Origin of the sequence: Thermoleophilum album (genome assembly GCF_900108055.1) — a bacterium.
Classification (GTDB): Bacteria; Actinomycetota; Thermoleophilia; order Solirubrobacterales; family Thermoleophilaceae; genus Thermoleophilum; species Thermoleophilum album.
This window is the reverse complement of sequence record NZ_FNWJ01000001.1, coordinates 108,999-133,930: the sequence shown is the minus strand read 5'-3', so window position 1 is coordinate 133,930 and position 24,932 is coordinate 108,999. Positions and strand designations below refer to the sequence as shown.

Below are 24,932 nucleotides of genomic sequence, written 5' to 3'. Positions count from 1 at the left end.
CCTAGCTCCCGGCCGCGTCGCCGGCGGCTGCGCGGCTGGTCGTGGCTCCCGCGCCGCGCCCGCGGGCGGCGCGGATCGCCGCGAGGTGGGCGTGCAGGTGACGGCGGTCGCGAGTCGCATCACGCCTCAGGAGCGTCCGCGCAGCGAGCCGCAGGCCGTAAGTGGCGAGCTCCGAGAGGTCGTCGATGACAAGGCGCCGCCGACCCAGGTTGCGGCGTACGACCTCCCGTCGCCGCAGCGCCTTGAGCAGCGGAACTTCGGCACCTAGCGCGCGCTCGACGCTGGTGCCGCCTGTGTGCACCACCTCGATCTGGGAGAGCAGCCACGTCGGATAGCCACGCGCCGCCGCCCGCAGGCACAGCTCGAGATCCTCGTAGAACAGAAAGCCCTGCGGATCGAAAGGGCCGAGCGCGCGCAGGAGTTCGGTGGGTGCGGCGATGCAAGCCGCGATCGCCCAACCGACGCGCCGCTCCCGGGTGGTCCGGTACGGCTCGATCCAGCTGCGTACGCGGGCGGGCAAGACGCGGTGCGGCAAGAACGCGCCAGTGAGCACCGCCGCGCCGCCCGGCAGCGGGTGCGCGGAGTCTTGGATGTGGCCATCCTGGTGCAACAGGCGGGGGGCGACCAGCGCGTGCCTTTCGATGGCGGCGTGCGCCAGTCGGCGCAGACCATCGTCGCGTAGCTCGCAGTCGGGGTTGATCAAGACGGTTACCGGCTCCGAAACCGCGGCGACGCCCGCGTTACAGGCGGCACCGAAGCCGCGGGCGCGCTCTTGCCTGAGCACTTCGCAGCCGCGTGTCACGGCCAGTTCGGCGCCGTCGTCGCTGGAGCCGTCGTCGACGACGATCACGCGCGGACGCGGGTGCAGGTGGCGGTCGATCGAGTCCAGCAAGCGTGCGAGCTCGGGCGCCGAGTTGTGGATGACGGTGACGAGCGCGAACCGATCGTCTGCGACCGTGCTCACGACGCCGCCTCCCGCAGCACGTTCGCCAGCTCCCGGGCGCTGCGCTCCCAGGAGAGCGCGGAGGCCGCAAGGGCGGCGCGCGCACCGAGTTCGCGGCGGAGTGGTTCGTTGCGCTCCAGTTCGAGCAGGCAGTCCGCGAGTGCCTGCGGATCTCCGGGGGTGAAACGCAACGCCGCTCCTTCGAGCGTCTCGCGGAAAACCTCGAGGTCGCTGACGACCGCGGGGGTCCCGAAGCTTGCGGCCTCCAGCGGCGTGAAGCCGAAACCCTCGTCCCGCGATGGGCAGGCAAGGCAGAGGGCGTGGGCGTAGAGCGCGTCGAGCTCGTCGTCGTCGACCCGCCCGAGCAGCACCACTCCCTCGCCGCCGAGTCGCGTACGCAGCGGGCCGTCGCCGGCGAAGACGAGGCGGGCCCGCAGCCCCCGCTTTTGCGCTGCCTGGAAGGCCGCGAGCAGCAGATCCGGCCGCTTGCGCGGTTCGAGCGCGCCAACCGCCAGCACGTAACCGCGCGGCTCGAGTCCGGGAGGCGGGGGCACGCGCTTAGTGCGGGGTGAGCGCCCTGGCCCGGGGCGTATCACGCGGACGCGCTCGGTGGGCAACCGCCAACGCTCGAGTAGCAGCTGCCGTGTGCGCTGGGAGGGCACGATTACGGTTCGCGCGCGGCGGGCCAGACGCGCCGGTCGGGCCAAGCGGTGCCACAGCCGCTCGTAGGCGTTGTAGTCGCGAGGCGCAAGTTCGAAGCTCAGGTCGTGGACCGTCAACACCAGGCGCGCCTTACGATCGAGCGCGACCGGTGCTACCGCGGGCAGCCAGACCACGTCGGGGCGGCCGAGGAGGCGGTCGAGTTGGGGCCGTCCCGAAAGCGCGGCAAGTCCGAAGAGCAGCTGGGAGGGGGCACGCGCTGCGATCACTTCGACTTCCTTTGGTAGGCGGCGGTCGGGCGGTCCGAACGAGAGCAAGCGCAGCGCAAGCGGGGCGGCGTCGCGGCACGAGGCGAGGGCTTCCAGAGTGAGCGCGAGGTAGCGGGCGACCCCCCGCGCCCGCGGGCCGCCGCGAAGGCTCCGCCCGTCGATACCTACGACCACCGGGCTTCGCGCCCGCCTACGGCTGGCGGCGCACCCTGAGGCCGCGAAGCAGCGAGAGACCTAGCGCCAGCGCGCCGATCCCGCTGAGCGCGATCGGCAACACCGGCGAGCCGGTGCGTGCCAGCTCACGCTTGCCTTGCGTGTGCGAGTTAACGGGCGCAGCTGCGTGGCCAGCGCCGGCGCTGCCGCGTGAACCAGCGCTCCCTGAGCTGCCGGCCGCGCCGGTGCCGACCGTTCCGGCCACCGGCGGCGTCGAGCGTGCGACCGGGCTCGCCGTCTGCCGCCCGCTGGTGCCGCTGCCTCCGACTCCGCCCGTGACGCGCTGCCCGCCGACTTGCGGCCGCGACGCGTTGGGCCGGGCCGGCTTCTTCGCGGGTTTCTGGGGGGCCTGCTGGAAGGGGTCGGCGTACTGCTCGTCGCCGGCGCTTTGCGCCCAGGTGACGGGAGATTGTGCCGCAACGGCAAGCACCGCTGCAAGCACGGCCAGAGCTGTCAGGCGGCGCCTGGGAAGGCGAAGCGAAAACTCCGAAGTTGGGGGCACGTCCTCATTCGTACCACATCCCGCCGTTCGGGCTAAGCGACTCAGTCAGCGATCCGGTGCGGTGGCGGCCGGGGAGACCGCTCGCGGGCTTCGTGGCTGGCTAGTCGCGTCGTCGTAGCTTGCGTCCATCAGTTGCCGATTTGCGGACAGCGCGCGCTCCTCGGGACACCAACCCAAGAGTGCGCAGCCGGCGAACAGGGCGGGGAGGGTCGCCGCCGGCATCTCCCAGTCCCAATCGACCGCGGCGTGCACCAACCAGGCCACCAGCAAGGCGGTCGGGCCGACCGCAACCGCCGGGTGTCTGCGCAACGCACCCGCGCCGCCGAGTAGTAGCGCGCCGATGAAGCTCGCGAGCGCAGCGAAACCGACGATCCCGAGCTCCGCAAGCGTCTCCAGATACAGCGAGTGCGCGTCGGATGCGCGGTCCGGGCGGTTGTCCCGAGCGCGCCAGACGGCGGCGAAGCTGCCGGATCCTTCACCCCGCACGGGTTCGCGCGCCGCCATTTCGACGGCGACGCGCCAGTACGTGTAACGGTTCGTGTCGATCGAGCCCAGGCGCTGGGGGTTGGCGCCGCGTACCGGCGACTGAGCGGTGGGCCTGACGTCGGAGAGGGCCACGGCCACGGCTGCGGCGGTGAGCGCGAGGCCGGTACCGGCCAGCACCGCTACCCCTCGGCCGACCGGTAGGCGCAGACGCTCCGATGCTCCCGTCGACCTCGGGGAAACGCCAATCAGAGCGGTTGCGCCGCCGAGCGCCAGCAAAGCCCCCAGCATTAGTGCTCCGTCACCCGGGTCCCCGACCATGCCGGGCGTAGCCGAGCGCACCGTCGGCAGCTCGTTGGCGAGGAGACTCGCGAGGGTCGCGGCGGCGACCGCAGCGGCGAGCGCTCGGAGCTGCTGACGACCGTTGGGTGCGAACGCCAGCAGCACTACCGCACCGGCGGCGGCCGCTGCGATGCCCGCCCGCGAGAACGTGAGGTAGAGGGCGAGCCCGGTGAGCGGCGTGGAGGCGGCGGCGACGGCCCGCAGCGGATGCGAGCGCGTGCCGTCGCCGGCGATGCGCGCGCCGAGCAGCCATGCCCAAGCGGCGACCATGCCCATGCCGTTCCAGTAGGTCAGCGGCTGTTCGAGACGCCCAGCCGCGGTTTGGCTGCGATCGAGCTGGAAGAGACTCGGGAGCAGGCGCTCGCTGAGGCCCTCCAGACAAATGGCGACCAGTCCCGCTAGCAGCAGCGGCTCGAGCCAACGCCGCGAGCGCGCGTCAGAGCAGGCGAACAACGCGAGCAGCGAGAACCCCAGATAGAGAGCGAGTCGCTGGGCGTCGTCCTCGACGCGTCCAGCGAGTGGTGCCCAAGCGAGCGAGATTAGTGTCCATGCGGCCAGAGCTGCGAGCGCGCCGATCGCCAGCCACGCTGTCCGCGAGCGCGGCAGCGGGCGCTCGCCGAAGGCCATCACGAAGGCGACCGTCAACCAGACGACGATGCCCGCGACCAGCCGCGCGTCATCGAAGAAGCCACCGGAGAAGAAAGCCAGCCCGATCGCAGCGGCGTAGGCGACAATCGCGGCGACGAATGGGGCGAGGCGCGTCACGCCGCCAGCCTAAAGGGCGCGGAGCGTCTGGTCGCATGACTTTCCCCGGGCTGGGAGAGGCGCTTAGACTCGCTGCGATGCCAAGCTCGGCGGCCCCCACCGCGCTAGACCGCGATCCCTGTGGACCCTCCGCGTCCGACGGGCGACCACAGCCCCGGTGCGGGCCGTCGCTCGCCGTCCGGGCACTCGCTGTGGCTGTTGCCCTCGGTGTCGCCGGCGCCCTCGGAGGCGGCCTCATCGGGGTGCGCGACGAGCGCTCCGCGGAAGCGACCGTAAACGCGATCAGTCGCGGGCAAGCCCCGGCTACCGCTGCTTCGTTGCGTCGCGCGTCGGCGGATGCGCGCACGGCATCCCGTCTGCTGCTTGACCGTTCGCCGGAAATCACGCGCGCGGTGCTCGCGGTTCTTGAAAGGCGTCCTCGCACCGCCTACCGACTGCTCGATGCGGTGGTGCGTGACGAGCCCTACAACGTCGAGGCGCTGGTCGCGCTGGTGTTCGTGGCACGCGGTGTGGCACCGCGTCGTGTTCCCGAGCTGATGCGAGCGTTGCGCCGCGCGGACCCCTACGCTTGGCGCACTCTGCGGTGAGCCGCGGAGGGCGTCCAACGCTCGAGACCGGCGGCCTGACGCTCCGCTGCGGGCTCGACTGGCCGCTTCCGGACGAGGTCGAGGTGGGTGCCGGTACCGCCTTGTTCGTAGGCGGTTGGTGCTTCGCGCGCGAAGCGCGCCTGACCGGTCTCCACCTGCTCGTCGACGGGCAGCCGCAGCCCCTGCTCGCGTTTCGCGCGCCGCGGCGCGACGTCCTCGACCAACACCCCGATGAGCCCTACTCGTATCGCAGCGGGTTCTGGGGAATCGCCCGCATCGGTCCACGCGCGCCGGGCGAGAAGGTCGAGATCGCGATCGCCGCGAGAGCCGCCGACCGGCGGAGTGCGACGGCCCGGCTGGCCACGGTCGCGGTAGGCACCCCGCTCGCGACGCCGCTGCCGCTGTCGGAGTGGGCGAACCTCGGCGACTACGTCGGGGAGACGGGCGACGCTCCGCTGGTGGCGATCGCGATGGCGACTTACGAACCGCCTCCTGAGCTCTTGCGCAAACAGATCGAGTCGCTGCGCGCACAGACATACCGGCGCTGGGTTTGCGTGATCAGCGACGATCGCTCGAGTCCGGCGCGCCGGCGCGTTATCGAGCAGCTGATCGCCGACGATCCGCGCTTCCACCTCAGCGTTTCGCCGGAGCGTTTGCGCTTCTATCGCAACTTCGAGCGCGCGCTGCGCCTGGTTCCCCGCGAGGCGCAGTTCGTGGCTTTGGCCGATCAGGACGACCGCTGGCAGCCAGACAAGCTCGAACGGCTGCTGGCGGCGATCGGCAACAACGACCTTGTCTACAGCGATCAACGGATCGTCGACGAACAGGGTCGCGAGCTAGCCGCGACCTATTGGAGCGTGCGCGACAACGATCATCGAGACCTGGCCGCTTTGCTGTTCGCCAACTGCGTGACGGGTGCTGCCTCGCTTTTCCGCCGCGACTTGCTCGATGTCGCGCTGCCGTTTCCACCGCGTCAGTTCGCCCACTTCCACGACCACTGGCTGGCGCTGGTGGCGCGGGTGCGGCGCGGGGTCGCCTACCTGCCGGAGGCGCTCTCCGACTACGTCCAGCACGGCGCGGCGGTGCTCGGGCACGATCGCGCCAACGACATGCCCTCTCTGGGCGCGCGCCTGCGCCGCCTCCGCGAGGACCCGCGCCAACGTCTTCACCGTTGGCGACTCACCTACTTCGTCGACTGTTGCCGCCTGATGACGTTGGCCGCGATCCTCGAGCAGCGGCTTGGACGCAAGCTCTCGCTGCGCGACCGGCGGGCCTTGCAGCTGCTGGCGCGGGCGGAGCGGTCGTCCTTCGCTTGGCTGCGACTCTGGCTGCGTGCGGCGCGCGAGCTGCTCGGACGTCCGCGCACGCTCGCTGCCGAGTTGGGGCTCGCGCTGGCGCTACTTTGGCGGCGATTCGCCGCTCTCGTGCCTGGCGCCAGCGAGCGGCCGCGTCCGATTCGCCGTATCGACGCCGCCCCGCCCGCACGCCTCGTTCAGCAGCCTGGGCGACGTGAGCTCCGCGACCCAGCGGTCGGTGCCCTAGCAGCGAAGATCGCCCCGCTCGAACTAGCGGTGTCCGATGGTGAGCCGGAGCGGTTGAACCTGCTGATTCCCCACGTCGATCTCAAGCACCTGTTCGGTGGCTACCTGACGAAGTTCGCGCTAGCGCTGACGCTCGCCGAGCACGGACGGAGGGTGCGGGTCGTCACGGTCGATCCGCAGCCACCGTTGCCCGGCGATTGGCGTGGCAGGCTCGCTTCGTACCCAGGGCTCGAGGGCATCGACGAGCGCGTTGAATTCGCCTTCGGTCGGGAGAGCGAGGCCCTGCGCGTGTCGCCGCGCGACGGCTTCGTCGCAACCACCTGGTGGACGGCGCACGTAGCCCATGCCGCTCTGCGCGAACTCGGCCGCGAGGGCCAGGGGTTTCTGTACCTGATCCAGGAGTACGAGCCGTTCACCTTCCCGATGGGCAGCCACGCAGCGCTCGCTGCCGCCTCCTATGAGCTTCCTCACGCCGCTCTCTTCTCGACCGAGTTTCTCCGGGATTGGTTTCGCGAGCGTCGGATTGGAGTTTTCGCCGCTGGTGACGCTGCAGGGGAGCGGCGCTCGCTCGCTTTTTGCAACCCGATCACCCCAGTCACCCCGCCAACCCAGCGCGAACTTGCCGCGCGGCGCGAGCGGCGTCTGCTCTTCTATGCCCGTCCGGAGGCGCACGCCGCGCGGAACATGTACGAGCTCGGTGTGCTCGCCCTCGTCGAGGCAGCTCGGCGGGGCGCCTTCGACGAGGGGTCCTGGCAGTTACACGGGATCGGGTCGGTTGAGGGCGAACGGTCGATCGAGATCGCCCGCGGCGTCGAGCTGCGAGTCGGGATGCGTTGCGACCAGCGCTCCTACGCTCAAGTGCTGCGTGAGCACGATCTCGGTTTGGCGCTCATGTACACACCTCACCCGAGTCTCGTGCCGATCGAAATGGCAGCCTCCGGGATGGTCGTTGTGACCAACACGTTCGAGACCAAGACGGCAGAGCGCCTGCACGCGATCTCGCCCAACCTGATGGCCGCCGACGCGCGGCCGGACGCCCTCGCCCAGGCGATTGCGGTGGCGTGCCGGCGGGTCGAAGACACGCGGTCACGGGTCGCGGGCGCGCTTGCTGTGAGCTGGCCGCGAGGACGCAAGGAAGCTTTCTCCGACGCCGTGGTCGCCCAGATCCTCGAGTTGGAACGCGAGCTCGGAGGGCAATCGACGAGCGAAGCTAAAGGCGTGCGCGCAGTCCCCGCCGTGCAGTCCGCGATGGGCGTCGGCAAGGAGGTTCGATGATGAAAGGGCGCGCGGGATCCGATTCGGGGCGGCAGGGAGCGGAGAGCACAACTAAAGCTGTCGGCGCGGCTGGCGGCGCACCGCCGCGAGCGGTCGCCGACCGCCATGCGCGGCGCGTGATCGACGCGCTTGCGAGACTGCGCTGCACACGTCCGCTCGCGTCCACCCCAGCGGCTGGTGATCCCGCGAGCCTACGCCGCGCCTACCTGGACCTGCTGAAACTCACCATCTGCGACTTGATCGGACCGACGACGCTGACCGTTCTGCCGACGCCAGATGGCGGCGTTCTTAGTCGCGAGTTGCGGGGCGAGCTCAAACAGATCCGAGCTATCGGCATGGACTGGCCGTACAACGGGATCTCGATGGGAGGGCTGATGCGTCTCGACGATCTCGACCGGTGCATCGAGACGATCGCGAATGAACGAGTGCCCGGAGATCTCATCGAAGCCGGGGTGTGGCGAGGCGGTGCGGCGTTGTTCATGCGTGCGGCGCTTGCTGCCCATGGCATCGAGGGTGATCGAGTGGTCGTGGTCGCCGATTCGTTCAAGGGGTTCAGGCGGGATAAGGGCGAACCATCCGCTGGTCGCAGCGCTGGGCTCGAAGGAATGCTCCGCGAGATCGAATACCTCGCGGTCTCCGCAGCGGAAGTGCGCGAGAACTTCGCTCGCTTCGGCTACACGGAAGGCTTCGAGTTCATCGAGGGTTTCTTCGAAGAGACACTTCCGCGGCTAAAGGGCTCGCGCCGCTGGGCGCTTATACGCCTCGACGGTGACACTTACACGGCGACGCGCACGGGACTAGAAGCCCTCTACGACGACTTGGTGGAGGGAGGCTTCGTGATCATCGACGACTACGGCTGGGTCGAGGAGTGCCGCGCCGCGGTCGAGGAGTTCCGAGCCGCGCGGGGGATCGAGGATCGCATCGAGTGGGTCGACTGGACTTGCGTTCGTTGGCGCAAAGGGAGCGGCCCCGGGCGGGAGCCGGTGCGCCCGCCGGACCTGCCTCTCGAGGACGCGGTGGAGCAGCTCGGTGAGCTCCAGGGCGTGGTGAACCCACGCTACGGCCTCGAGCTGGCCCCCACCCCGCGGATACCGACGGCGCGTGAAGCGGAGCTGACCTTGAGTCTCGAGAGTGCGCAGGCCGAGCTCGCGGGGATGCGCGAGCGAACTCACGCCCTGAACGCTGAGTTGACTGGTCTGCGCGAGCGGCTGGGCGAGCTCGAGCAGCGTTGCCAGAAATACGAAGGCGCGCTGGGCCGGAGAATCACCCGGCGGCTGCGCCGGGCCGCGAGTCTGGTGCTCCGACACGTACGTTGAGCTCCAGTGTTGCGTGCCGACGCAGCCTCTAGAGGCGCTCGGCGATTCGGGGCGCTTCGCGGTTCATGATCCAGATCGCGAGTGCCCCGATGCCCAGGAAACAGGCGAACGGGATTACGAGCCAGGCGGTGCCGCCGGCCAGTTCGGGCGGGGTCGGTGCGCTGGGGTCGATCAGCCACACGCGCGCGTACTCGAGCAAGGGCGCGAACGGGTTCGCCTGAACGAAGTGCGATAGTGGCCTGGGCACGATCTCGGCCGGATACAGGACCGGGCTGCCGTAGAAAAGCACGGTGCTCAGCACCGACCAGATGATCGCCGTATCGCGGAAGCGCGGGTAGAGCGAGGCGAGGATCATCGCCACCGCCGCGGTAAGCCAGAACAGGGCGATCACGATCGGGATCAGGCCGAGCCACTGGAGGCGCGGTTCGAGTCCCCAGGCGAGCATGAAGATGAACACCACGATGAGGTTCAGACCGAGGTTGAAAAGGCTCGTCAGGACCACGGCGATCGGGATCACCGCACGCGGAAACTCAGTTTTCCGAACGACAGACTCCTGAGCGACGATCGAGCCGACGGCCGCGGTCGTGGCCTCCGAGAAGAACGTGAACAACACGATGTTCAGGAGCAGGATCACCGGATAGTGGGGAACGCCCGAACCGGCCCTGAACACCTGCGTGAAGACGGCCACCAGAACGGAGAAGAGAAGCAGCGGCCGCATCACCGACCAGACGTAGCCGAGAACCGTGCCGAAGTAGGCCTTCTTGAAGTCGTGCACCGACAGCAACCACAGAAGCTGAAGAGCACGACGCCAGCCGCCGCTCAGTGCTGAGGGGCCGTTGACGTCACGCAGTGCTAGTGGAGGACGCGCTGCGTGGCCATCGCGAGCACTGCGCTCGCCGTTTTGCGAGCAGTCGGTGCGGACTACCGCTTCCTTTGTCTCCGTCAAGGGTGTGTCGCTGAGTTCGCTCATAGCACCCCGTCTTCGACGTCCGTCGGCGAGGCGGTGGGCATGGCAGGCGAAGCCGATGTCATGGTCGGCCCGATCTCGTGCGATCCGGTCGGCGGTTGCCCCAACTCGGTCGAGCAACGGCTGCGCAGACGCACGATTCCCTCGCGCTCACCGGTGCCGTAAACGACGAACGAGATCAGGCGCAGCGGCTGCACGGCGATCTCGTCGCGACCGCGCTCCTCTGCGACCCACAGATCGACGGAGTAGCGGCCAGGGACGAACGGGTTCTCGAGTTCGATCTGCACGGCTAGCTCTTCGTCGACTGCAATTTTCCTCGCTCGTTGCTGCTCCGGCAGCCTCCAGCGCGGTGGTCGGGCGATCAAGATCCCTTCGTCGTTGAAGACCTGGAGCCCGAACAACGGGTCCTTCAGCTCCCGTTCAGCGCGCAGGCGTGCGTCGATCAGAAAGCTCGCGCCTTCCTCGACGTTTCGCGCTTCTTCGCCGTTGACGAGCAGGCGTGCCGACGCGAGACGGACGTTGGTTTGGGGGACCGCCACCCGCATGCGCTCCCCGCCGGTGGCTGGGTCGCTCGGTTCGCCCGCTGCGCTGCGATTGCTCCCGCGCTGAAAGTTGATACGTAGGTAACGACGAGCGGCTTCCTCCGGATCGCCCACGTAGCGGACCTCGCCGACGTCGATCAGCAGCGCGCGATCGCACATCGACTGGACGGTCGCCATGTCGTGCGTCACCAGCACGATCGTCTTGCCCGCGCGCTTGCGAGCGCGGAAAACGTCCATGCACTTCTGCGCGAAACCAGCGTCGCCGACCGCCAGCACCTCGTCGATCAGCATGATGTCGGCGTCCGCCTCGACCATGATCGAGAAGGCGAGGCGCACCATCATCCCGGACGAGTAGTTCTTGAGCTTGAGTTCGCGGAACTCCTGGAGCTCTGCGAAGTCCAGGATGCGATCCGCGCGCCGTCGCGCCTCGCGACGGGTGAGCCCCATCAAGACGCCGTTGATTTCGATGTTCTCGCTTGCCGTGAACTCGGGGTTGAAGCCCACGCCGAGCTCAATGAAGGGTGCCACCCGGCCGGCTACGCGCACACGACCGCGGTCGGCCTTGTAGATGTTGGCGAGGATTTTTAGGAGCGTGCTTTTGCCCGAGCCGTTCTGCCCCACGATCCCGAAGAACTCACCGTCGTAAACGTCGAACGAGACGCCCTTAAGCGCCTCGAATCGCCGGTATGAGATGCGGCGGAAGGGGCGCACTACGCGCTCCTTCAGAGTGTCCACGCGGTGCTCCGGGACCAAGAACGTCTTCGCGACGTCGCGAACCTCGATCACGACGGGCGTGTTCATCGCGGCAGCTGAAGTCGACAGCGGGGGCTAGTGGGCATGCTCGCCGATGAACCTAGAGGGCCGCGGTGCTGCTCGCAACGCACCGCTCTGCCCGCCAGCGGCCGGCCCGCCGTCCGGGGGGCTTGCCAAACAGCCTTCCCTCGGCCACCGAGCGCCTTTAGCATCGCGTCGGTGGAGTTACACGGCCAGCTAGCCGAGGTCGCCCCAGACAGGCCGAGCGCGGTACGCGACGGCTCACCAACCACGGGCATTGGCACCAGCTTGCGGCAAGCGCGCCCGGTCCTCTTTTGGGGTGCGATCGGGCTTGTTTTCGTCGTCGCTGGCTGGTGGCGATTGAGGGTCGCCGGCGACGATCTCTTCGGCGACGAACTCGCGACGTACTGGGACGTCACGACCCCTTCGTCGGTGCTCGACGTCGTCCGCCTCGTCAAGACGGACGCGGAGATCACGCCCCCTCTGTTCTTCGTTCTCGCGCGTGTGTCGACTTGGCTTGGCAAGGAGCCGCTCTTCTTCCGCTTGCCGTCGCTTGTCGCGGGAATGCTGCTGTTGCCGCTCGTCGTTTGGTGGGCGCGTCTTCTAGCCGGAAGGGGTGCCGCTTTCGCCACGGGCGTGCTTGCGGCTGCAAGTCCCTTCCTCATCTACTACTCGGCGGAGGCGCGCGCCTATGCCCTAATGATGCTGTGCGTGACCGCTAGCACGGTCTGCCTAGTTCAGGCGGTCCGCCGGCGGCGGCGCGTCTACTGGGCCGGGTACGCATTGGCGTCGGCCGCCGCCATGTACAGCCACTACACGGCCGCCTTTGCCCTCTTCGCGCAGTTAGTTTGGCTGGCTGCCTTCCAACGGTCGCAGTTGCGGACTGCCCTGATCGCGAATTTCGGGGCGGCAGTGCTGTTTGCGCCCTGGATACCGGGGGTGATCGCCGATCAAAACTCGTGGACTACACCGCTGCTCAACGCCCTCACACCGCTCGATCTGGAGAACCTGACCCGTTATTGGCTGCACTGGTCGTTCGCTTATCCCTACGCGGTCGTGCCGGTATCCGCGATACCCGGGGCGGTGGGGGTCGCGTTGCTCGTGGTGGGTGTTGCGGTCGCCCTCTTCGGTCTCGTAGTCCGGCGGCACCTGCTTTCCCTAAGCAGGGAGCGACAGCGTCTGGTGGCGCTGACGGTGATGCTCGCGCTCGCCAACCCGGTCCTCGCGCTCGCGGTATCCCTTGTCGGTACACACGTGTACGGACCTCGCAACCTGGCAGCGTCCTATCCCGCGCTCGTTGTGCTGCTCGGTTCGGTCCCGTTTCTGCTGCGCGGGTTCACCCGCGCGATCGGGGCAGCGGGTATCTGCGGGTGTTTCGTGCTTAGCGGCGCGCTGACTGCGCTCGGGGAGCAGGGTAGGCCGGAGGTGCGCCCGCTCGCAGAACATCTGAGGAGGGAAGCGCGCGTCGGCGATGCCATCGTCGATGGCACGGCCATCCTGAGCCCGGGGCCGCCGAGTGTTCTCGATACCCTGCCGCACCCGTCGCTGCCGACCTTCCGCGCTGGCGCTCCGGAGGTCCGCGACCGCCCCTTCGGGTTGTTCGATCACCGCCCCAGCTTGCGGGATGCGTTGGCGCGAGCGCTCATCCATACATCGCGACGGGGGCGCGTGTTCCTCTTTATGCAGTCGCTTCCGAAGAGCGCATCAGGGCCCTTTAGGGCGCGCGTGCGCAGGGTTGCTGATCCCTCTCGCCAATGGCGTTCACTGGGCCTGCGCGCGGTCTTCGTCGATCGCGCCGAGCGTGGATTTGCGCGACCGGTGCTCGTAGTACTGCGCAGAACGAATGCCAAAGCAGGGCATACGCTGGCTGGTGGGCGAAAGGCCGGGAGCTAGAAGGTCGCGCCGTTGTGCGAGAGCGACAGCGCAGCGCGCGGGCAGTCGCCCGTTAGCGGCTTAGTTGGTTGTCTGCTCAACCGCGCGCTTGTGAGTCTCGCTCGCGCGCGGCAGCTCCACCAAGGGGGCTAGCGGCGGTCGTCGTTCCGAACGATACGGGGGTGCGCCTCCCCTGAGGCGGTACCGCAGGACCTCACGAACCATCCGTAGGCCGAGACCGATTGCTACCAGGTGATTCCCGGTGACTGACGAGCGACCTACTCGCGGCAGATAGTTCACCGGCAGCTCGATGAACGACGCTCTGCTCGTGATCGTGATCAGCATGATCTCGATCGCGGCGTGGTTCGCGCCAATCGCCATATGCTGCGCTATGTGGCGTGCAAGGTCCCGGTGGAAGAGCTTGTACGTGCAGCCGACGTCACTCAGGTGGTTGGTGTTGAAAAGGGCCTCAACGAGCTTCGCCACGCCCCAGTTTCCCCAGCGCAGAAGCGGCGGCATGTTCGCACCTCGCCAGATGAAGTTGCGCGTCGTGCGCGTGCCGAACACCGCATCGCACTCGTCGCTGTAGACCAGGAGCTTGGATATGTCCTGCGGCAGGAAGGTGCCGTCGGGCTCGGTCACGACGACCAGCTCGCCGTCTGCCTCGAGCAACCCGCGCCGGATCGCGTGCCCGTAGCCTTGCCGCGGTTCGACGACCAGCCGTGCCCGCGTCGCCGCTACCTCCTCCCGAGTGCCCGGCTCCGCGTTGTTGTCGATTACGACGACTTCATCGACCACGCCGGTCTCGAAGAAGGCTTCGATGACCCTCCGAATCGAAAGGCGCTCGGCGTAGGTGGGCAAAACCACCGAGACTGTTTGACCGTTCCACATGAGGTGCGCCTCGAGGGGGCTAGGAAAGAAAGTCGGCGCGTGACGAAGCGGTTTTCTCTGCGCGAAAGCTTATGGCCCGAGGGCCGCTTCGCGCAACGGGCCTCGAGCCTAGCGCGCCGCTGGCTTGCGCGCGAGCGCTGGCACCGTCTATCGTCGCTCTGCCCCTATCGATTCACCCCGCCCCTCTGTCCCGTCGACGGGGGTGGCCGCGAGCCTTCCCGATGATCGCCTTTGGAGTATCGATTACCGACCGAGAGGTCTACGAGCGTTGCGCGCTGCCCGGGATCCAGCGCGCGGCCGAAAAAGACTCGGTGGTCCTCGCGCGACCGAGTGCGGGCACGATCTTCGAGAGCTACAACGCGCTGCTCGACGAGGCTGCTGCTCTTGAAGGGCTCGAAGCGCTGGTCCTGCTGCACCAAGACACGGAGATCGTCGACGCCGACTTCTGCCAGCGACTGCGCCGGGTGCTCGAGGCCGATCCGGCGGTCGGTGTAGTGGGCTGTGTGGGGGCGCTTGACGTGCGCACCATCGCGTGGTGGGAGGGGTCGGTCCGTCTCGCGGCTTTCCTGCACCAATACCCGGAGTACGGCGGGGGCACGGTTGCGGGCTTTTCCTGGGAACGCGGCGATGAGTCTCCGTATTCGTGTGACGGGGAAGTCGAGAGCGTCGACGGCTTTCTGCTTTGCCTGTCGCCGTGGGTCGTGCGCAACATTCGCTTCGACCCTTCGCTCGGCAGCTTTCACGGATACGACTTCGATTTCTGTCTACAGGTTCGCGCCTCCGGAAAGAAGGTCTTGGCCGTGGGGTTCCGGGCGATCCACCACCATTCGCTCGACCTCGTCAGTGACCTCGAGGGATGGATCGAGGCCAACGTCAAGGTCGTTCGCAAGTGGTACGGCCGGATGCCACGTGTCGGGACGGGGCCCGGTACCTGGAAGGAACGCGCGCGCCGCGCCGAGGCTGAGCGTGACCTAGCGCGGGCGGTCGGGTACGCGAACGTCCTGGAAGGTCGAGCGATGCTTCACGACCTGGAGCGGGCGATCAAAAGCGCGCGTGAGAGCATTGGCTGGCGGCTGACTGCACCGTTGCGGTTACCCCGCTTCCTCCTGCGGCGGCTTTCGCGCGCATGGAGACGTACCGTTCACCGAGGCACGTCCGGTATCCGCGAGCACTCTGTAGCCCCCTCGTCGGCGACTGAACAGACTGCCAGCTCAGGGGTCGCGAGGGGTGACCTCGCCGCGGGTGCCGAGGGGTTTGCCGAAAACGGCTGGGCGGGGGCGCGTGCGGACCGCGACAAAACTTCGATGAGCGAATGGGCTGGGCGGTTTTGAACGAGGATTACAAGGTGTCCCGGTGATCGCATTCGGCTGCGCGATTGAGGACGTCGAGGCTTTCGAGCGGTACGCGGCGAACGGCATCGAACGCGCCCGCGAGCCCGATTCAGAGCTCCACCTAGTCGGAGCAATGCGCAACCGCGCCCGCAGTTGGAACCTTCTCCTCGACCTTGCCGCGCGGGCCGGCGATCAACTGGAAGGCCTAGTCCTCGTGCACCCGCACTGCGAGCTGCTCGACGAGGGACTCCTCGCGAAGCTGCGTGAGGCCTTCGCCGACGGTTCCATAGCGATTGCGGGCTGTGCCGGAGCTTGCGGGGTCCGTAGCCTGGCCTGGTGGGACGGCGCCGTCGTGAGCGCCGACGTGCGCCTGCGCTACCAGGAGCACGGGGGCGGCGAGGTGCAGCGGTGGGAGGTCTTCAACCCGCGTTCGGCTCCCGCGGAGGTCGAGGCCATCGACCCTTGCGCGGTGTTCCTTTCGCCTTGGGCGGTGAACAACCTGCGCTTCGACGAGGGCTTGGAGAACAGCGTTGGCTGCGAACTCGATCTCTGCCTGCAGGCACGAGCCCAGGGCAAACGGGTGGTGGTCGTGAAGACCTCCGTCGCTTTCTACGGCGGTCTCAAATTTGTGGAGGAGGGCGACCCAGCTTGGATCAGGGCCCACATCCAACTGGCCGAGAAATGGGAGGGTCAGCTTGGCTTCGGTCGCACGGAGCCGGCCGACTGGCGCGAGCGTGCCTGGCTTGCGGAGGCCGAGCGGGAGGCAGCGCGGTCCGCCGCTCACACCCGACTGCTGCACGTCAACGCGGCCGCTAGACCGCTCGAGCAGGAGCGCGACCGAATCTACGGAAGTCTTTCCTGGCGGCTCACCGAGCCGCTGCGCCGCCTCAACACACGCCGCCGACAACGGCGCGAGCGCCAGGCCAAGCGGCGCCCGCCTCTCCGCGGCGCGTCACGCGGGAAGGCCGGCTAGAAGTCGTTCCGCGGGTGCACCAAAGCGTCATCGCTCGGGAGTGGGGCGTGGTTCGCCCGCCAGCGCGTGGCGCACCTCCTCGCGTGAGACGACGGATACTTCCCGCGAGATTCCCAGCCGGGCGCGCAGGCGGGAGAGTTTCTCCGCGACTGCGAAGGCACGCGATTCCAGAAGACGTCTGAGCACTCGTTCCCGCCGCTGCAGGAGCTCGGTCAGCCGCCAGATTTCGACCTGGTAGGCGTGCTGCCGGGCGAGCTGCAACACGCGGTTCCGTTCGAGACGTGCGAGCATGGCGTTGCGGTCGAACGGCGCGAGCAGCCGCTCAAGCTCCTCAGCCCATGGCTGCCGCACGTCCCACATAACGCCGAAGCCAAAGAAGATCGGCACCACGGCGAGCCGCACGTGCGACTGTGCAGCCGCGAAGTCTTCGACCGCGGTAAGCACCCCATTGCGTTCACCGCCCTCGTGGGCCGCTGACTTGGGGTAGGGCAGGCCGTTGATCCGAGTGGCTGGATCGCCCGGAAAGATCCCGCGACCTTCACCGACCAAGGGATGGCGATACTCCGGCGGTATCGACTCTGGGTCAAAGTAGTCGTCCCGGCGTCCGTGCGGCCAGCAGAGGTCGTGAAAGAAAAGTAGCGGCAGCGCACTCTGCCCGCCGCGCTCGGCGATCAGCGCCAGCTCGCGCGAGACCGTGTAGTAGTTGTGGTCGCCGTCGATCACGATTGCGTCGGCCAGCTCACGCTCACGGAGCGCTTCGAGACTGGTCTTCCTGACGAGTTCCAACCGCTCGCTCGAGTCCGCGAGCTCGACCAGCGACGGCTGTGGTGCTGGGTCGATCGCTTCCACCTTCGCGCCGGCTTCCTCCGCCCAGCGGATCAAGAGCCGTGTCAAGTCACCAGCAAAGGCACCAATCTCAGCGATACGAGTCGGCCTGACGAGCTCGAGGCAGGGAATCAAAAGCTCCGCGTGATGAGCCATCGAAGTGGCCCACCGCGTCGGGTCGTGCGCGTACGGGTCGAGGTCGTAGAGCGTGATGTCGGTTGCTGGTCGCGTGGCTGTTTCGCCGGGGCTCGTCACTGGTCGCTCAGGCTCCTCTCTTGCGTGAGGTCGGTCATTTGTGACAGACCGCAAGCACGTCGAGACACTCGTGAAGTCGCTCTGAGGCTAGGAAGAAATCGTGCTCGCGGATTGCGGCGGCGTCTGGATCGGGCTGAGCCCGCGCGCGGCTGAGCTGCCAGTCGTAGAGACGCTGGCGCAGGGTACGAGGTATCGCCCGGCGCAGTGCCAACGGATCGAGTGCCAGCAGACGCCGCAACCGCCTCCTTTCGCGGATGTGTATCCGCATGTACCGCTCCGACGCGAATAGCCCATAGAGCTCGACCCGATCGAAGATTTCGGCCAGGAGTTGCTGCAGCTCGTCGGGTGCGAACTCGACGTAGTGATAGGGATCGATGATCTCGTCAGGGATCCCGAACGTCAATCGGTTCGGCGTCCAAACCGCAGCGACGCCGCCGGGCGCGAGCACTCGGTGCATCTCGGCTGCCGCGCGCTCCGGGTCGGGGACGTGTTCGATCGCGTGCACCGAAATCGCGCCCGCGAAGCGCCCGGATGGGAACGGTAGGGCACGCATGTCTGCGACCACGGTCGGACGTGGCTGCCCTGCGAGCACGTCTGGGACGATGTCGACACCCACCGATGGCCGGGGGGCCAGGTGCTCGCAGCCGTGACCGACCCCGCAACCGATGTCGACGATCTCGCCGTCGGGCAAGAAGCGGGCAGCGAGTTTGTACTCCACGTTGTGGCGCTGCCAAGAGGGGTTGAAACCTCCCTCGGCTGTGACAGCGCGCTCGCCCGTGATGATTGGACGTTCCTTGGTGATCACGATTGCGCGACCGGATCGAGGGTGAACTTCTTCGAAGGCACAAATCCGCGACGGTGTAGCAACAGGCGAAAGCCCGTCCAAAGTGTTTTCAACCCATAGATGACGCCCGTCTTGAAACCAACCGAAGAGGCATCATCGAAGTAACGCCCACGAGCCGGAACCTCACAAATGCGCATGCCGAAGTGCGCAGCCTGATAGAGCAGCTCGGAATCGAAGCTGAAGTCGAGCGAATTACGAAGCCAGGGCACAGTCGTCAGGAGTCGTCTGGAGTAAGCACGATATCCAGTGTGCGCGTCGGTCAAGGTGGTTCCCATGATTGTGTTCTGAATCGCTGTCAAGATCCTGTTCGCAACGATTTTCCACAAGGGCATACCGTTGGCTTTTGCCATCCCTGGTCGTGCGAGTCGGGACCCGAGAACGAGATCTGCCTGACCAGCAAGTATGGGCGCAACCATCGCACCTATCAGCGTGGGCTCGTACTGGCCGTCGGGATGTAACATCACCACCGCATCCGCGTTTAACTTCAGCGCCTCCAAGTAACAAGTCTTCTGATTGGCGCCGTATCCGGCGTTATGGGGATGGTGCACAACGCGAAGATGTGGTATCGAGCGGGCAATTTCGATCGTGCGGTCGCTAGAACCGTCGTCGACAAGCACAACTTCGTCGACCCACTCGCGGGGGATCTGCGCGACCGTGTCGGCGAGGGTACGCGCTGCGTTGCGAGCCGGCAACACGCAAACAACCTTGCCCGGAAGCAGCCGACGCGCCTCGCCGCTCGGCCCGTGTGGTCCAAGCCGGGCAACCGCGTTTCGAGCCGGCGCAAGATGGCTGCGGGGGCGTCTCATGGGTGCTTGATGCGGGGGCCTAGCCGGTGGTGTGATCACCAGCGACTCGGTGTCGATGTTGCCATGAGACGGGACGCTCGGCAAGGTGTGCTTGTCGCCAAGGTGGGTTTACGATGATCGCCTCGGAGCTCAGTACGGCCATCTGCTGCCGGGCCAGGGCGGAACGGACCCCTCTTTCGATCCCACATGACGCGACCGCCGCAAGGTATTCACGGGTCGACGCGCGCGGCGGCGCTGACCGGGCTCGCCGCGCTCGTTCTGCTGCTGGTCACGGGAGCTGCCTCGACGATTGCGATGTCGGGGCTCGTCGAGCCGAAGCCACTCCCCGGCATCCTCGGTGCCGGCGGCTTACGGCAACGCCAGACTGCCGAATCGCTCCTCTACGTAGCGACGCTCGTGGTGCTCGCGCCGCTCGCGGTAGTTGCCGGCGAGCGTTGGGCGCGGGTGCTCGTCGCCGCGCGCGGGCGTCGTGGCGCTTTCGACGAGATCGCGCTCTGGGGATTGGCGGCGGCGGCGCCGATCTGCGGCTACCGGGTACTCGCGATCGCCGGCTGGGCGCGCGCTGACGGACTCCCGCTGCTCGGTCTCGCCGCGTGGGCCTCGGCGCTTGGCGTTCGACTCGTCTACCTGCAGAGGGGCGGACCGACGACGAAGTCGGGCTCTGGGGCGCGCACCTCGTCTACCGGCCGCGATGCGGAGCCGGCGGATGTCTCCACGCGGGCGCTCGTCGCCCTTGAGGTTGCGGCTCTCGGCCTGGTTCTTGCGTTCGCCAGATCCTCGGCCTTTCGCTGGTTGCCGATGCTGGTTTGCGGTCTCACCGTTGCCGGGCTGCTGACAAGCGCGGCGTGTACTAAGGCCGCGGCGGTACCCGCGAGCGCACGCCGCTCGCGCCGATTCGCTGCGATCACGGCCGCCGCCTTCGTGCTGGCCGGCATCAATCTCCACGCGTTCGTGCCTGGCGAGGCCGGGGCCGGGCTGTCGCCTGCGGTGTACGGCTCGGTCGTGGCGCTCCACGCGTCCTACCTCGTTGGCCCGGCCAACCAGCTCGTCCACGGAGGCAGGATGCTCGTCGACACTGTCTCCCAATACGGTGTCGCCGGTGTGATCGCGCTGGCTGCCTGGTTCCGCGCGGTCGGCGGCTCGATCGACTCGCTCGCGATCTTCGACGGCGTCCTCACGTCTTTGGCGCTAGTGGCGGGCTGGCTGCTCCTGTGGGCGGCTGGGGTGCGGCTCGGCTTTCGTCTTGCCGCACTCTCGTTCTTCGTCGTCGTGCTCGCCTGGGGGAGAACCTTCCCGGTCGGCACGATCGTGCAAGACGGCTTCTATCGCTTCGGTCTTCCCTTGGTCCTGATCTGCGCGGTTGTCCTGGACCGGGCTGGATACGCGCCGCGATGGGCAACGCGGACGACGCTAGTGGTCACGCTTGCAGTGAGCGCCGTTTGGTCGCTCGAGACTTTTGCGCTCACGACCATCTCCTGGTTCGCCTTTGCGCTGTTCGAGCTTGCGGCCGGGGAGTGCCGTAGCGCTGCACTGCGATACGCGTTCAACGCGCTCAGGCTGTGGGCGGCGTGTGTCGCACTGGGGCATCTCGCGCTCGTCGCCTACACGATCATCAGCGCCGGGGAGCTGCCGCGCTGGTCCTTGTACCTGGCGTTCCTGCGTGCCTTCCTCGCAGGCGATTTGAGCGAGCTCACCTACGACTTTGCGAAGTGGTCTCCCGGTGTTGCCCTTGGCGCCGCCTATGTCGCGCAGGCCACGGTGCTGGCGGTAGTAGCGCGCGACGCACGCCACGCACTGGCTCGAGACCCTTCGCCGTATCGAGCCCTGTTCGCGCTCTCTACCTACGGCCTAGGCACCTTCTACTACATGGTCGATCGGTCGCTCGAGCACGTAATCGTGTACGTCGCTCACCCGTTCGTGCTCTCCGCGGCGATTTGGCTCGAACTGGCCGCTCGAACTTCCGTTTGGCAAGCGCGCCGGGACCTCCGTCTGGTCACAACCATCGCGGTTTGCGTGGTCAGTTCGCTGGCGGTGGCGGCGGCTTGGCCGCGCGTCGTCGACTCCGCACCGAGAAGCCTCGGCGGACGGCTGCTCGGTGCGGGAGATCTCGGCCGCGATGTACGGCTCATCCGCGACTTCCCGCCGGTCGACCCCTCGGCAGGTATCGGAGCAGTACTTCTGCGGCGATTCTTTCCCGAAACCGAGCAAGCGCTTGTGCTCGGCGAACCGGTACGCACAGTCGAGACACTACTTCGAGCCGGGAAGCGCAACCGACTGCCGCTCTCCTTCAGTATCAGCGACAGTTACGTAGCGCAGCGCCCCGGTTCGGAGATTGAGCGTCTCTTGCAGCGTTACCTCGCTGACCTGCGTGCCGGCGATCGTCTGATGGTCGACGAGCGCGGGCTGTCACTCCTTACCGCCGCGCGGCATCACCGCTCCCGCTCGACGTCCGCGATCGTGCGCGCCCTGCGCCCCGACACGCTGCGCGCCCTCGCCCTTCGCTCGATCGGCACGCGCTTCGGCTGGCACCGCGTAGCCTCCGCGGGCGGCTGGCACGTTCTTGTTCTGTCCGATGATGCGGGCGCGACGAGGCGAACAGGGGTGGGGCACAGCGCTGCCGCTGCCGGGCGAAACGCGGCATCCCAAGGGGTCCGCCGGCCCGTCTCCTCGGGGCCTCGCGCGTGGTTTTGAGCGAGCCTGCGGCCGCCCGACGGGCAGTCCGGCTAGACGGCCAGAGCCCCGTATTCCTTTGGGAACTTCGACCCGCCGAAGAACCAGCACTCAATCGCGTAACGCGGGTTAGGCATCGTCGGGTCGGAGCCCGTCTGGTGCAGACATAGCTCGTCGAAGAAAAGGACGTCGCCAGGCTCGAAAATCGGTCTGACGATCGGCACATCGCCGGCGGCTTCTTCAGCCATCTTCTGGGATATCTGGTAGTCGAGCAGGGCTTCGTCGGTCTGGGTGGCGACGTAGTGCTCGAGTCGGCGAGGCACGATGTCGAGTCCAGGCGCGACGTCACCGCAGCGGGAGAGCGAGACCCACATGTTCAGCGCTCGCACCGGCCCCATGAAGCGGCCATCCTGGTGCCAGGCTCCAGGCACGTGAGGGTCGGCCTCCCGGAGGGTGGTCTTCTCGATCGAGATCAGTGGATGCTCGCCCAGGTACCCACCGACGATCTCTTGGATGCCCGCCTGGTCGAACATCTCGAACATCGCCGCGGCGAGTTTCGGTGAGTCAGCGGCAAGGAGTCCGCCTCCTTCGCGCACCCACGCGCGCGTACCGACGTTCACATCGTGTTCGCTCGGTGGTTCGAAAGGCTCGTAGTAAGCGGGATCACCGCCGTCGCCGGCCATGATCCGCTCGCGCTCGGCAAACGCGCGCGCGATCTCTCGAGCCATCTCCTCGGCCGCGGCGCGGTCGAACAGTCCGCGCACCAGCACGCACCCTTGCGTAAGCAGGCCAGCACGGATCAGACGGGGCGAGAGTTGCTCCGGTCGGAACTCCGGCAAGACCTCGTTGTCCGGGAGCAACGAGAAGTCGGGTTCTGGGAAGGGTGGTTCAGAGGCGGTGCGCTCGATGATCGCGTTGGCTGCGAGGTGGCGCAGTCGCAGAAGCTCGCGCTCGGTATCGAGTTCTCGCGACCGACGGTTCTGCTCTCGCAGCTCCGCGATCCGCGACAACAACTGTTCCGGGTTCGAGGGTCGCTCAGCGAGCGCCGTCGTCTGTTCCGCTCCGCGATTACGCCTGAACAGCCTCATCATCCTCTCACTCCTCTTGTCTCGCCGATACCGTTGCTCGTGGTCCCGAGTGCGCATTTCTGTGTTCACTCGGCGACGGCGAAAGCGGTTCTGCTGGGACGCCCACCACCGTCGCGCCGGGTGGCACGTCCTTCACTACCACTGCGTTTGCCCCGATGCGCGCGCCGTCGCCAATCGTCACCGGTCCGATGATCTTCGCCCCGGTCCCAATGCTGACGTTGCGACCGATGCGCGCCCCACGCGGCTCGCCTGATTTGAGTCCGATCGTGATCCAGGGAAACAGCTGTGTGCCGGAGCCGATCTCCACGAGACCGTCGATCACGACCTGTCCATGGACTATGTACACGCCCGGTTCGATCACCACTGGATCCCCGATCGACACTTGCGAAAGCATCATCGCCAGGCGGTGTGCGAGCCTCGGGACGACAGGGATGCCCAGGGCCTGAGCGCGCGCCTTCACGCGGTACAGGACCTGCGCTAGGAAGGCGTCGCTGACCCAGGCGAGCCGCAAGACCTGAATGATCAGATCGAGGCGCGACCTAAATTCCGCGCGCTCGCCGCGATAGAGGGCTGTCAAGCGGGCGTCGGCCGGGATCGCATCGCGCAGACGTGGGTGGCGCCTGCGCAGTTCGCGCCAGAACTCGCGGCGCGCCCTGCGATCTGCGGTCGATGCGCTGGAGGTGGGGGGCATTCGCGGTTCGAGACTACCGCGCGGTCAGTCGTCGCGCAAAGCGAGCGACGGCTGATGGCTGGCGGATGGCGCGGCGGGCGGCCGAGGCGCTTCGCGGGTGGTAGGGAAGCGACCCCATAGCGCGTTCTTAAGGCGCAGCGCAGGTCGCTCGACGAGCAGATAGCTGGCCGTCGCGGGGACAAGCGAGCAAGCCGAGACGAAGACGAGAGAGAGCGGCCATGACGCGATTCGAAGGTCTACGGCCGCCAGCGCGAACGTGTAGTGCCAGAGAAAAATCCCGTAGGACACAAGTCCCAGCGCTCGCAGTGGGCGTGACGCGAGCAGTGAGCGAGCTGGGCGCCCAGGCGTCTCGACCAGGAGTGGGACTAGTGCGCAGGTGGCGATCACCGCAAACGCAAGATGCGCGATCAAGCGGTCGCGGGCCGTAAACAGGAACGGTGAAGGAGGGAGCGCCATCGCCGCGGCGCTGTAGACCAGGAGTGCCGCGGCCGTCGCTAGCAGCCTTTTGAGGGTCGGTGAGGGGGTACGGAGTCGCTCTTCCCGTCTCGCCGAGAGTACGGCGGCCAGCATTCCGGCAGCGAACGGAGGGAAGTGGCCGGCGACCGTCCCGCTCACAAGCGTCAAACGAGCGGTGGCGTCGGCGACGCCCACAGCAGTCGAGACAGCAGCAAGCGTGCCCAGGACCAGCAGCTCGCAGGGCAGACGCTGCCGTCTCGGCACTCTGCTCATCAGGGTCGCGTAGGCCGGTAACAGCGCGTAGAACGTGAGCTCCACCGTCAGGCTCCAAACTGGCGCGAAACGACAGGTGGCGATCAACTCCACGCACGATCGCTCACCGGCGGGCGCAAGCCCCTGCAAAGGCAGGACAGCCCACACGCCGTCGCCGGCACGCGCCGTGTCGCCGGGAACGAGCGCTAGCGCTCCGAGCGCCAGCCAGTAGGCCGGCAGGATCCGCAGCCCGCGTCTCCAGAGGTACGCTGCAGCGGACGGACGTGGCCCAAGCGCGAGGTCGCCGGCGATGAAGGGTCGGTAAAGCAGAAAACCGGAAAGCGCGAAGAAGATCGCAACGCCGACGTTCAGGTGCGCGAGGAGGCGATCGCCGATACCGTCAGGCGCCGATTGAGGTGCCAGCACTCTGGTCGCCGCCCACGAGTGAACGGCGAGCACGCAGGCGATCGCGATCGCTCGGACTCCGTCAGCGGATGGGAAGCGAGGGTGCCCGGGCGGTGGCGCGAGCGCCTCCGAGTTTCCACTGTGACGCGACCTTTGGAGCAAGGCGAAGCGCCCGCTATCGACGGATAGCCCCACGCATCGCCGCGGTGGACTTCACCCCATGGGTAGGCCCGCGTAGCCGCACGCTCAGGCGAACCAGTCGCGGTCGCGCGTTCCTTCGCGGCAGTCGCCAACGCACGGCGGGGAGCTCGTGTGGGGGCACCGACATAAGGCTCGAGGCTAAGGCTGGGCGCGCGGCCATGCAACATGTCCGAGGCGTGCCCTGCCCCCGTAA

At 67.5% G+C, this 24,932-nt stretch carries 20 protein-coding genes; 7 read left to right on the top strand and 13 right to left on the bottom strand.

What is annotated here, in order from left to right:
- Position 1: 1 nt before the first annotated feature.
- From BLW41_RS00640 to BLW41_RS00625, 4 genes are all read right to left on the bottom strand, one after another.
- A complete protein-coding gene (locus tag BLW41_RS00640; RefSeq protein ID WP_177169216.1) occupies positions 2–964 on the bottom strand; it encodes a glycosyltransferase family 2 protein in 963 nt (320 codons plus the stop codon).
- Entirely contained in the window at positions 961–2,046 is a 1,086-nt protein-coding gene (locus BLW41_RS00635; RefSeq protein ID WP_093115286.1) for a glycosyltransferase family 4 protein, read from the bottom strand. The genes BLW41_RS00640 and BLW41_RS00635 overlap by 4 nt, the downstream gene beginning before the upstream one ends.
- 16 nt (positions 2,047–2,062) lie before the next feature.
- The gene (locus tag BLW41_RS00630; RefSeq protein ID WP_143038490.1) at positions 2,063–2,515 is read right to left on the bottom strand and encodes a hypothetical protein; all 453 of its coding nucleotides are present in this window, start codon (positions 2,513–2,515) and stop codon (positions 2,063–2,065) included.
- Between the two features lie 117 nt (positions 2,516–2,632).
- Positions 2,633–4,177, bottom strand: coding sequence for an O-antigen ligase family protein (locus BLW41_RS00625; protein WP_093115282.1), 1,545 nt, complete (start codon positions 4,175–4,177; stop codon positions 2,633–2,635).
- 191 nt (positions 4,178–4,368) lie between these two features.
- Between BLW41_RS00625 and BLW41_RS00620 the strand changes: the two genes are divergently transcribed.
- From BLW41_RS00620 to BLW41_RS00610, 3 genes are read left to right on the top strand one after another with little or no spacing between them, the layout of a single operon-like run.
- Entirely contained in the window at positions 4,369–4,764 is a 396-nt protein-coding gene (locus BLW41_RS00620) for a hypothetical protein (RefSeq protein WP_093115279.1), read from the top strand.
- Positions 4,761–7,580, top strand: coding sequence for a rhamnosyltransferase WsaF family glycosyltransferase (locus tag BLW41_RS00615; protein ID WP_143038489.1), 2,820 nt, complete (start codon positions 4,761–4,763; stop codon positions 7,578–7,580). Before BLW41_RS00620 ends, BLW41_RS00615 begins: the two co-directional genes overlap by 4 nt.
- A complete protein-coding gene (locus BLW41_RS00610) occupies positions 7,577–8,896 on the top strand; it encodes a TylF/MycF/NovP-related O-methyltransferase (protein WP_093115275.1) in 1,320 nt (439 codons plus the stop codon). Before BLW41_RS00615 ends, BLW41_RS00610 begins: the two co-directional genes overlap by 4 nt.
- Before the next feature lie 28 nt (positions 8,897–8,924).
- On the opposite strand, the gene BLW41_RS00605 is transcribed toward BLW41_RS00610, so the two are convergent.
- Positions 8,925–9,866, bottom strand: a complete 942-nt coding sequence (locus tag BLW41_RS00605) for an ABC transporter permease (RefSeq protein WP_093115273.1) — start codon at positions 9,864–9,866, stop codon at positions 8,925–8,927.
- The gene (locus BLW41_RS00600) at positions 9,863–11,206 is read right to left on the bottom strand and encodes an ABC transporter ATP-binding protein (RefSeq protein ID WP_093115271.1); all 1,344 of its coding nucleotides are present in this window, start codon (positions 11,204–11,206) and stop codon (positions 9,863–9,865) included. Before BLW41_RS00600 ends, BLW41_RS00605 begins: the two co-directional genes overlap by 4 nt.
- Before the next feature lie 171 nt (positions 11,207–11,377).
- Between BLW41_RS00600 and BLW41_RS00595 the strand changes: the two genes are divergently transcribed.
- Entirely contained in the window at positions 11,378–13,072 is a 1,695-nt protein-coding gene (locus BLW41_RS00595; RefSeq protein WP_177169215.1) for a glycosyltransferase family 39 protein, read from the top strand.
- Positions 13,073–13,132: 60 nt separating this feature from the next.
- Here BLW41_RS00595 and BLW41_RS00590 read toward each other — a convergent pair whose 3' ends face one another.
- On the bottom strand, positions 13,133–13,942 hold the full coding sequence (locus BLW41_RS00590) for a glycosyltransferase family 2 protein (RefSeq protein ID WP_093115267.1): 810 nt from the start codon (positions 13,940–13,942) through the stop codon (positions 13,133–13,135).
- 221 nt (positions 13,943–14,163) lie between these two features.
- On the opposite strand from BLW41_RS00590, the gene BLW41_RS00585 reads away from it, so the two are divergent.
- Complete coding sequence (locus BLW41_RS00585) at positions 14,164–15,273, top strand: glycosyltransferase (RefSeq protein WP_177169214.1); 1,110 nt, start codon at positions 14,164–14,166, stop codon at positions 15,271–15,273.
- Positions 15,274–15,295: 22 nt separating this feature from the next.
- Positions 15,296–16,246 (top strand): hypothetical protein, encoded by a 951-nt coding sequence (locus tag BLW41_RS00580; RefSeq protein ID WP_093115263.1) that lies wholly within the window; start codon positions 15,296–15,298, stop codon positions 16,244–16,246.
- A 27-nt stretch (positions 16,247–16,273) separates the two neighbouring features.
- Here the strand turns inward: BLW41_RS00580 and BLW41_RS00575 are convergent, their stop codons facing one another.
- Genes BLW41_RS00575 through BLW41_RS00565 form a run of 3 tightly spaced genes read right to left on the bottom strand, consistent with a single transcriptional unit; the run spans position 16,274 to position 18,865 of the window.
- Positions 16,274–17,326: a class I SAM-dependent methyltransferase gene (locus tag BLW41_RS00575; protein WP_093115262.1), complete on the bottom strand. Its 1,053-nt coding sequence runs from the start codon at positions 17,324–17,326 to the stop codon at positions 16,274–16,276.
- A gap of 34 nt (positions 17,327–17,360) precedes the next feature.
- Positions 17,361–18,131 (bottom strand): class I SAM-dependent methyltransferase, encoded by a 771-nt coding sequence (locus BLW41_RS00570; RefSeq protein WP_177169213.1) that lies wholly within the window; start codon positions 18,129–18,131, stop codon positions 17,361–17,363.
- Complete coding sequence (locus tag BLW41_RS00565; protein WP_342741406.1) at positions 18,128–18,865, bottom strand: glycosyltransferase family 2 protein; 738 nt, start codon at positions 18,863–18,865, stop codon at positions 18,128–18,130. Before BLW41_RS00565 ends, BLW41_RS00570 begins: the two co-directional genes overlap by 4 nt.
- Before the next feature lie 297 nt (positions 18,866–19,162).
- Between BLW41_RS00565 and BLW41_RS00560 the strand changes: the two genes are divergently transcribed.
- Positions 19,163–21,667: a hypothetical protein gene (locus tag BLW41_RS00560; protein WP_093115256.1), complete on the top strand. Its 2,505-nt coding sequence runs from the start codon at positions 19,163–19,165 to the stop codon at positions 21,665–21,667.
- A gap of 32 nt (positions 21,668–21,699) precedes the next feature.
- Here BLW41_RS00560 and BLW41_RS00555 read toward each other — a convergent pair whose 3' ends face one another.
- Genes BLW41_RS00555 through BLW41_RS00545 form a run of 3 tightly spaced genes read right to left on the bottom strand, consistent with a single transcriptional unit; the run spans position 21,700 to position 24,733 of the window.
- A complete protein-coding gene (locus BLW41_RS00555) occupies positions 21,700–22,737 on the bottom strand; it encodes a DUF1479 domain-containing protein (RefSeq protein ID WP_093115254.1) in 1,038 nt (345 codons plus the stop codon).
- A 4-nt stretch (positions 22,738–22,741) separates the two neighbouring features.
- Entirely contained in the window at positions 22,742–23,425 is a 684-nt protein-coding gene (locus BLW41_RS11050) for a serine O-acetyltransferase (RefSeq protein WP_143038486.1), read from the bottom strand.
- A gap of 24 nt (positions 23,426–23,449) precedes the next feature.
- Complete coding sequence (locus BLW41_RS00545; protein WP_093115252.1) at positions 23,450–24,733, bottom strand: acyltransferase family protein; 1,284 nt, start codon at positions 24,731–24,733, stop codon at positions 23,450–23,452.
- Positions 24,734–24,932: the final 199 nt, after the last annotated feature.

Excerpts from the sequence above, each read along its gene's own strand:
- BLW41_RS00610 (WP_093115275.1), top strand. The coding sequence starts at position 7,577 with ATGATGAAAGGGCGCGCGGGATCCGATTCGGGGCGGCAGGGAGCGGAG.
- BLW41_RS00605 (WP_093115273.1), bottom strand. The coding sequence starts at position 9,866 with ATGAGCGAACTCAGCGACACACCCTTGACGGAGACAAAGGAAGCGGTA.
- BLW41_RS00600 (WP_093115271.1), bottom strand. The coding sequence starts at position 11,206 with ATGAACACGCCCGTCGTGATCGAGGTTCGCGACGTCGCGAAGACGTTC.
- BLW41_RS00590 (WP_093115267.1), bottom strand. The coding sequence starts at position 13,942 with ATGTGGAACGGTCAAACAGTCTCGGTGGTTTTGCCCACCTACGCCGAG.
- BLW41_RS00585 (WP_177169214.1), top strand. The coding sequence starts at position 14,164 with ATGATCGCCTTTGGAGTATCGATTACCGACCGAGAGGTCTACGAGCGT.
- BLW41_RS00560 (WP_093115256.1), top strand. The coding sequence starts at position 19,163 with ATGACGCGACCGCCGCAAGGTATTCACGGGTCGACGCGCGCGGCGGCG.
- BLW41_RS00555 (WP_093115254.1), bottom strand. The coding sequence starts at position 22,737 with ATGATGAGGCTGTTCAGGCGTAATCGCGGAGCGGAACAGACGACGGCG.
- BLW41_RS11050 (WP_143038486.1), bottom strand. The coding sequence starts at position 23,425 with ATGCCCCCCACCTCCAGCGCATCGACCGCAGATCGCAGGGCGCGCCGC.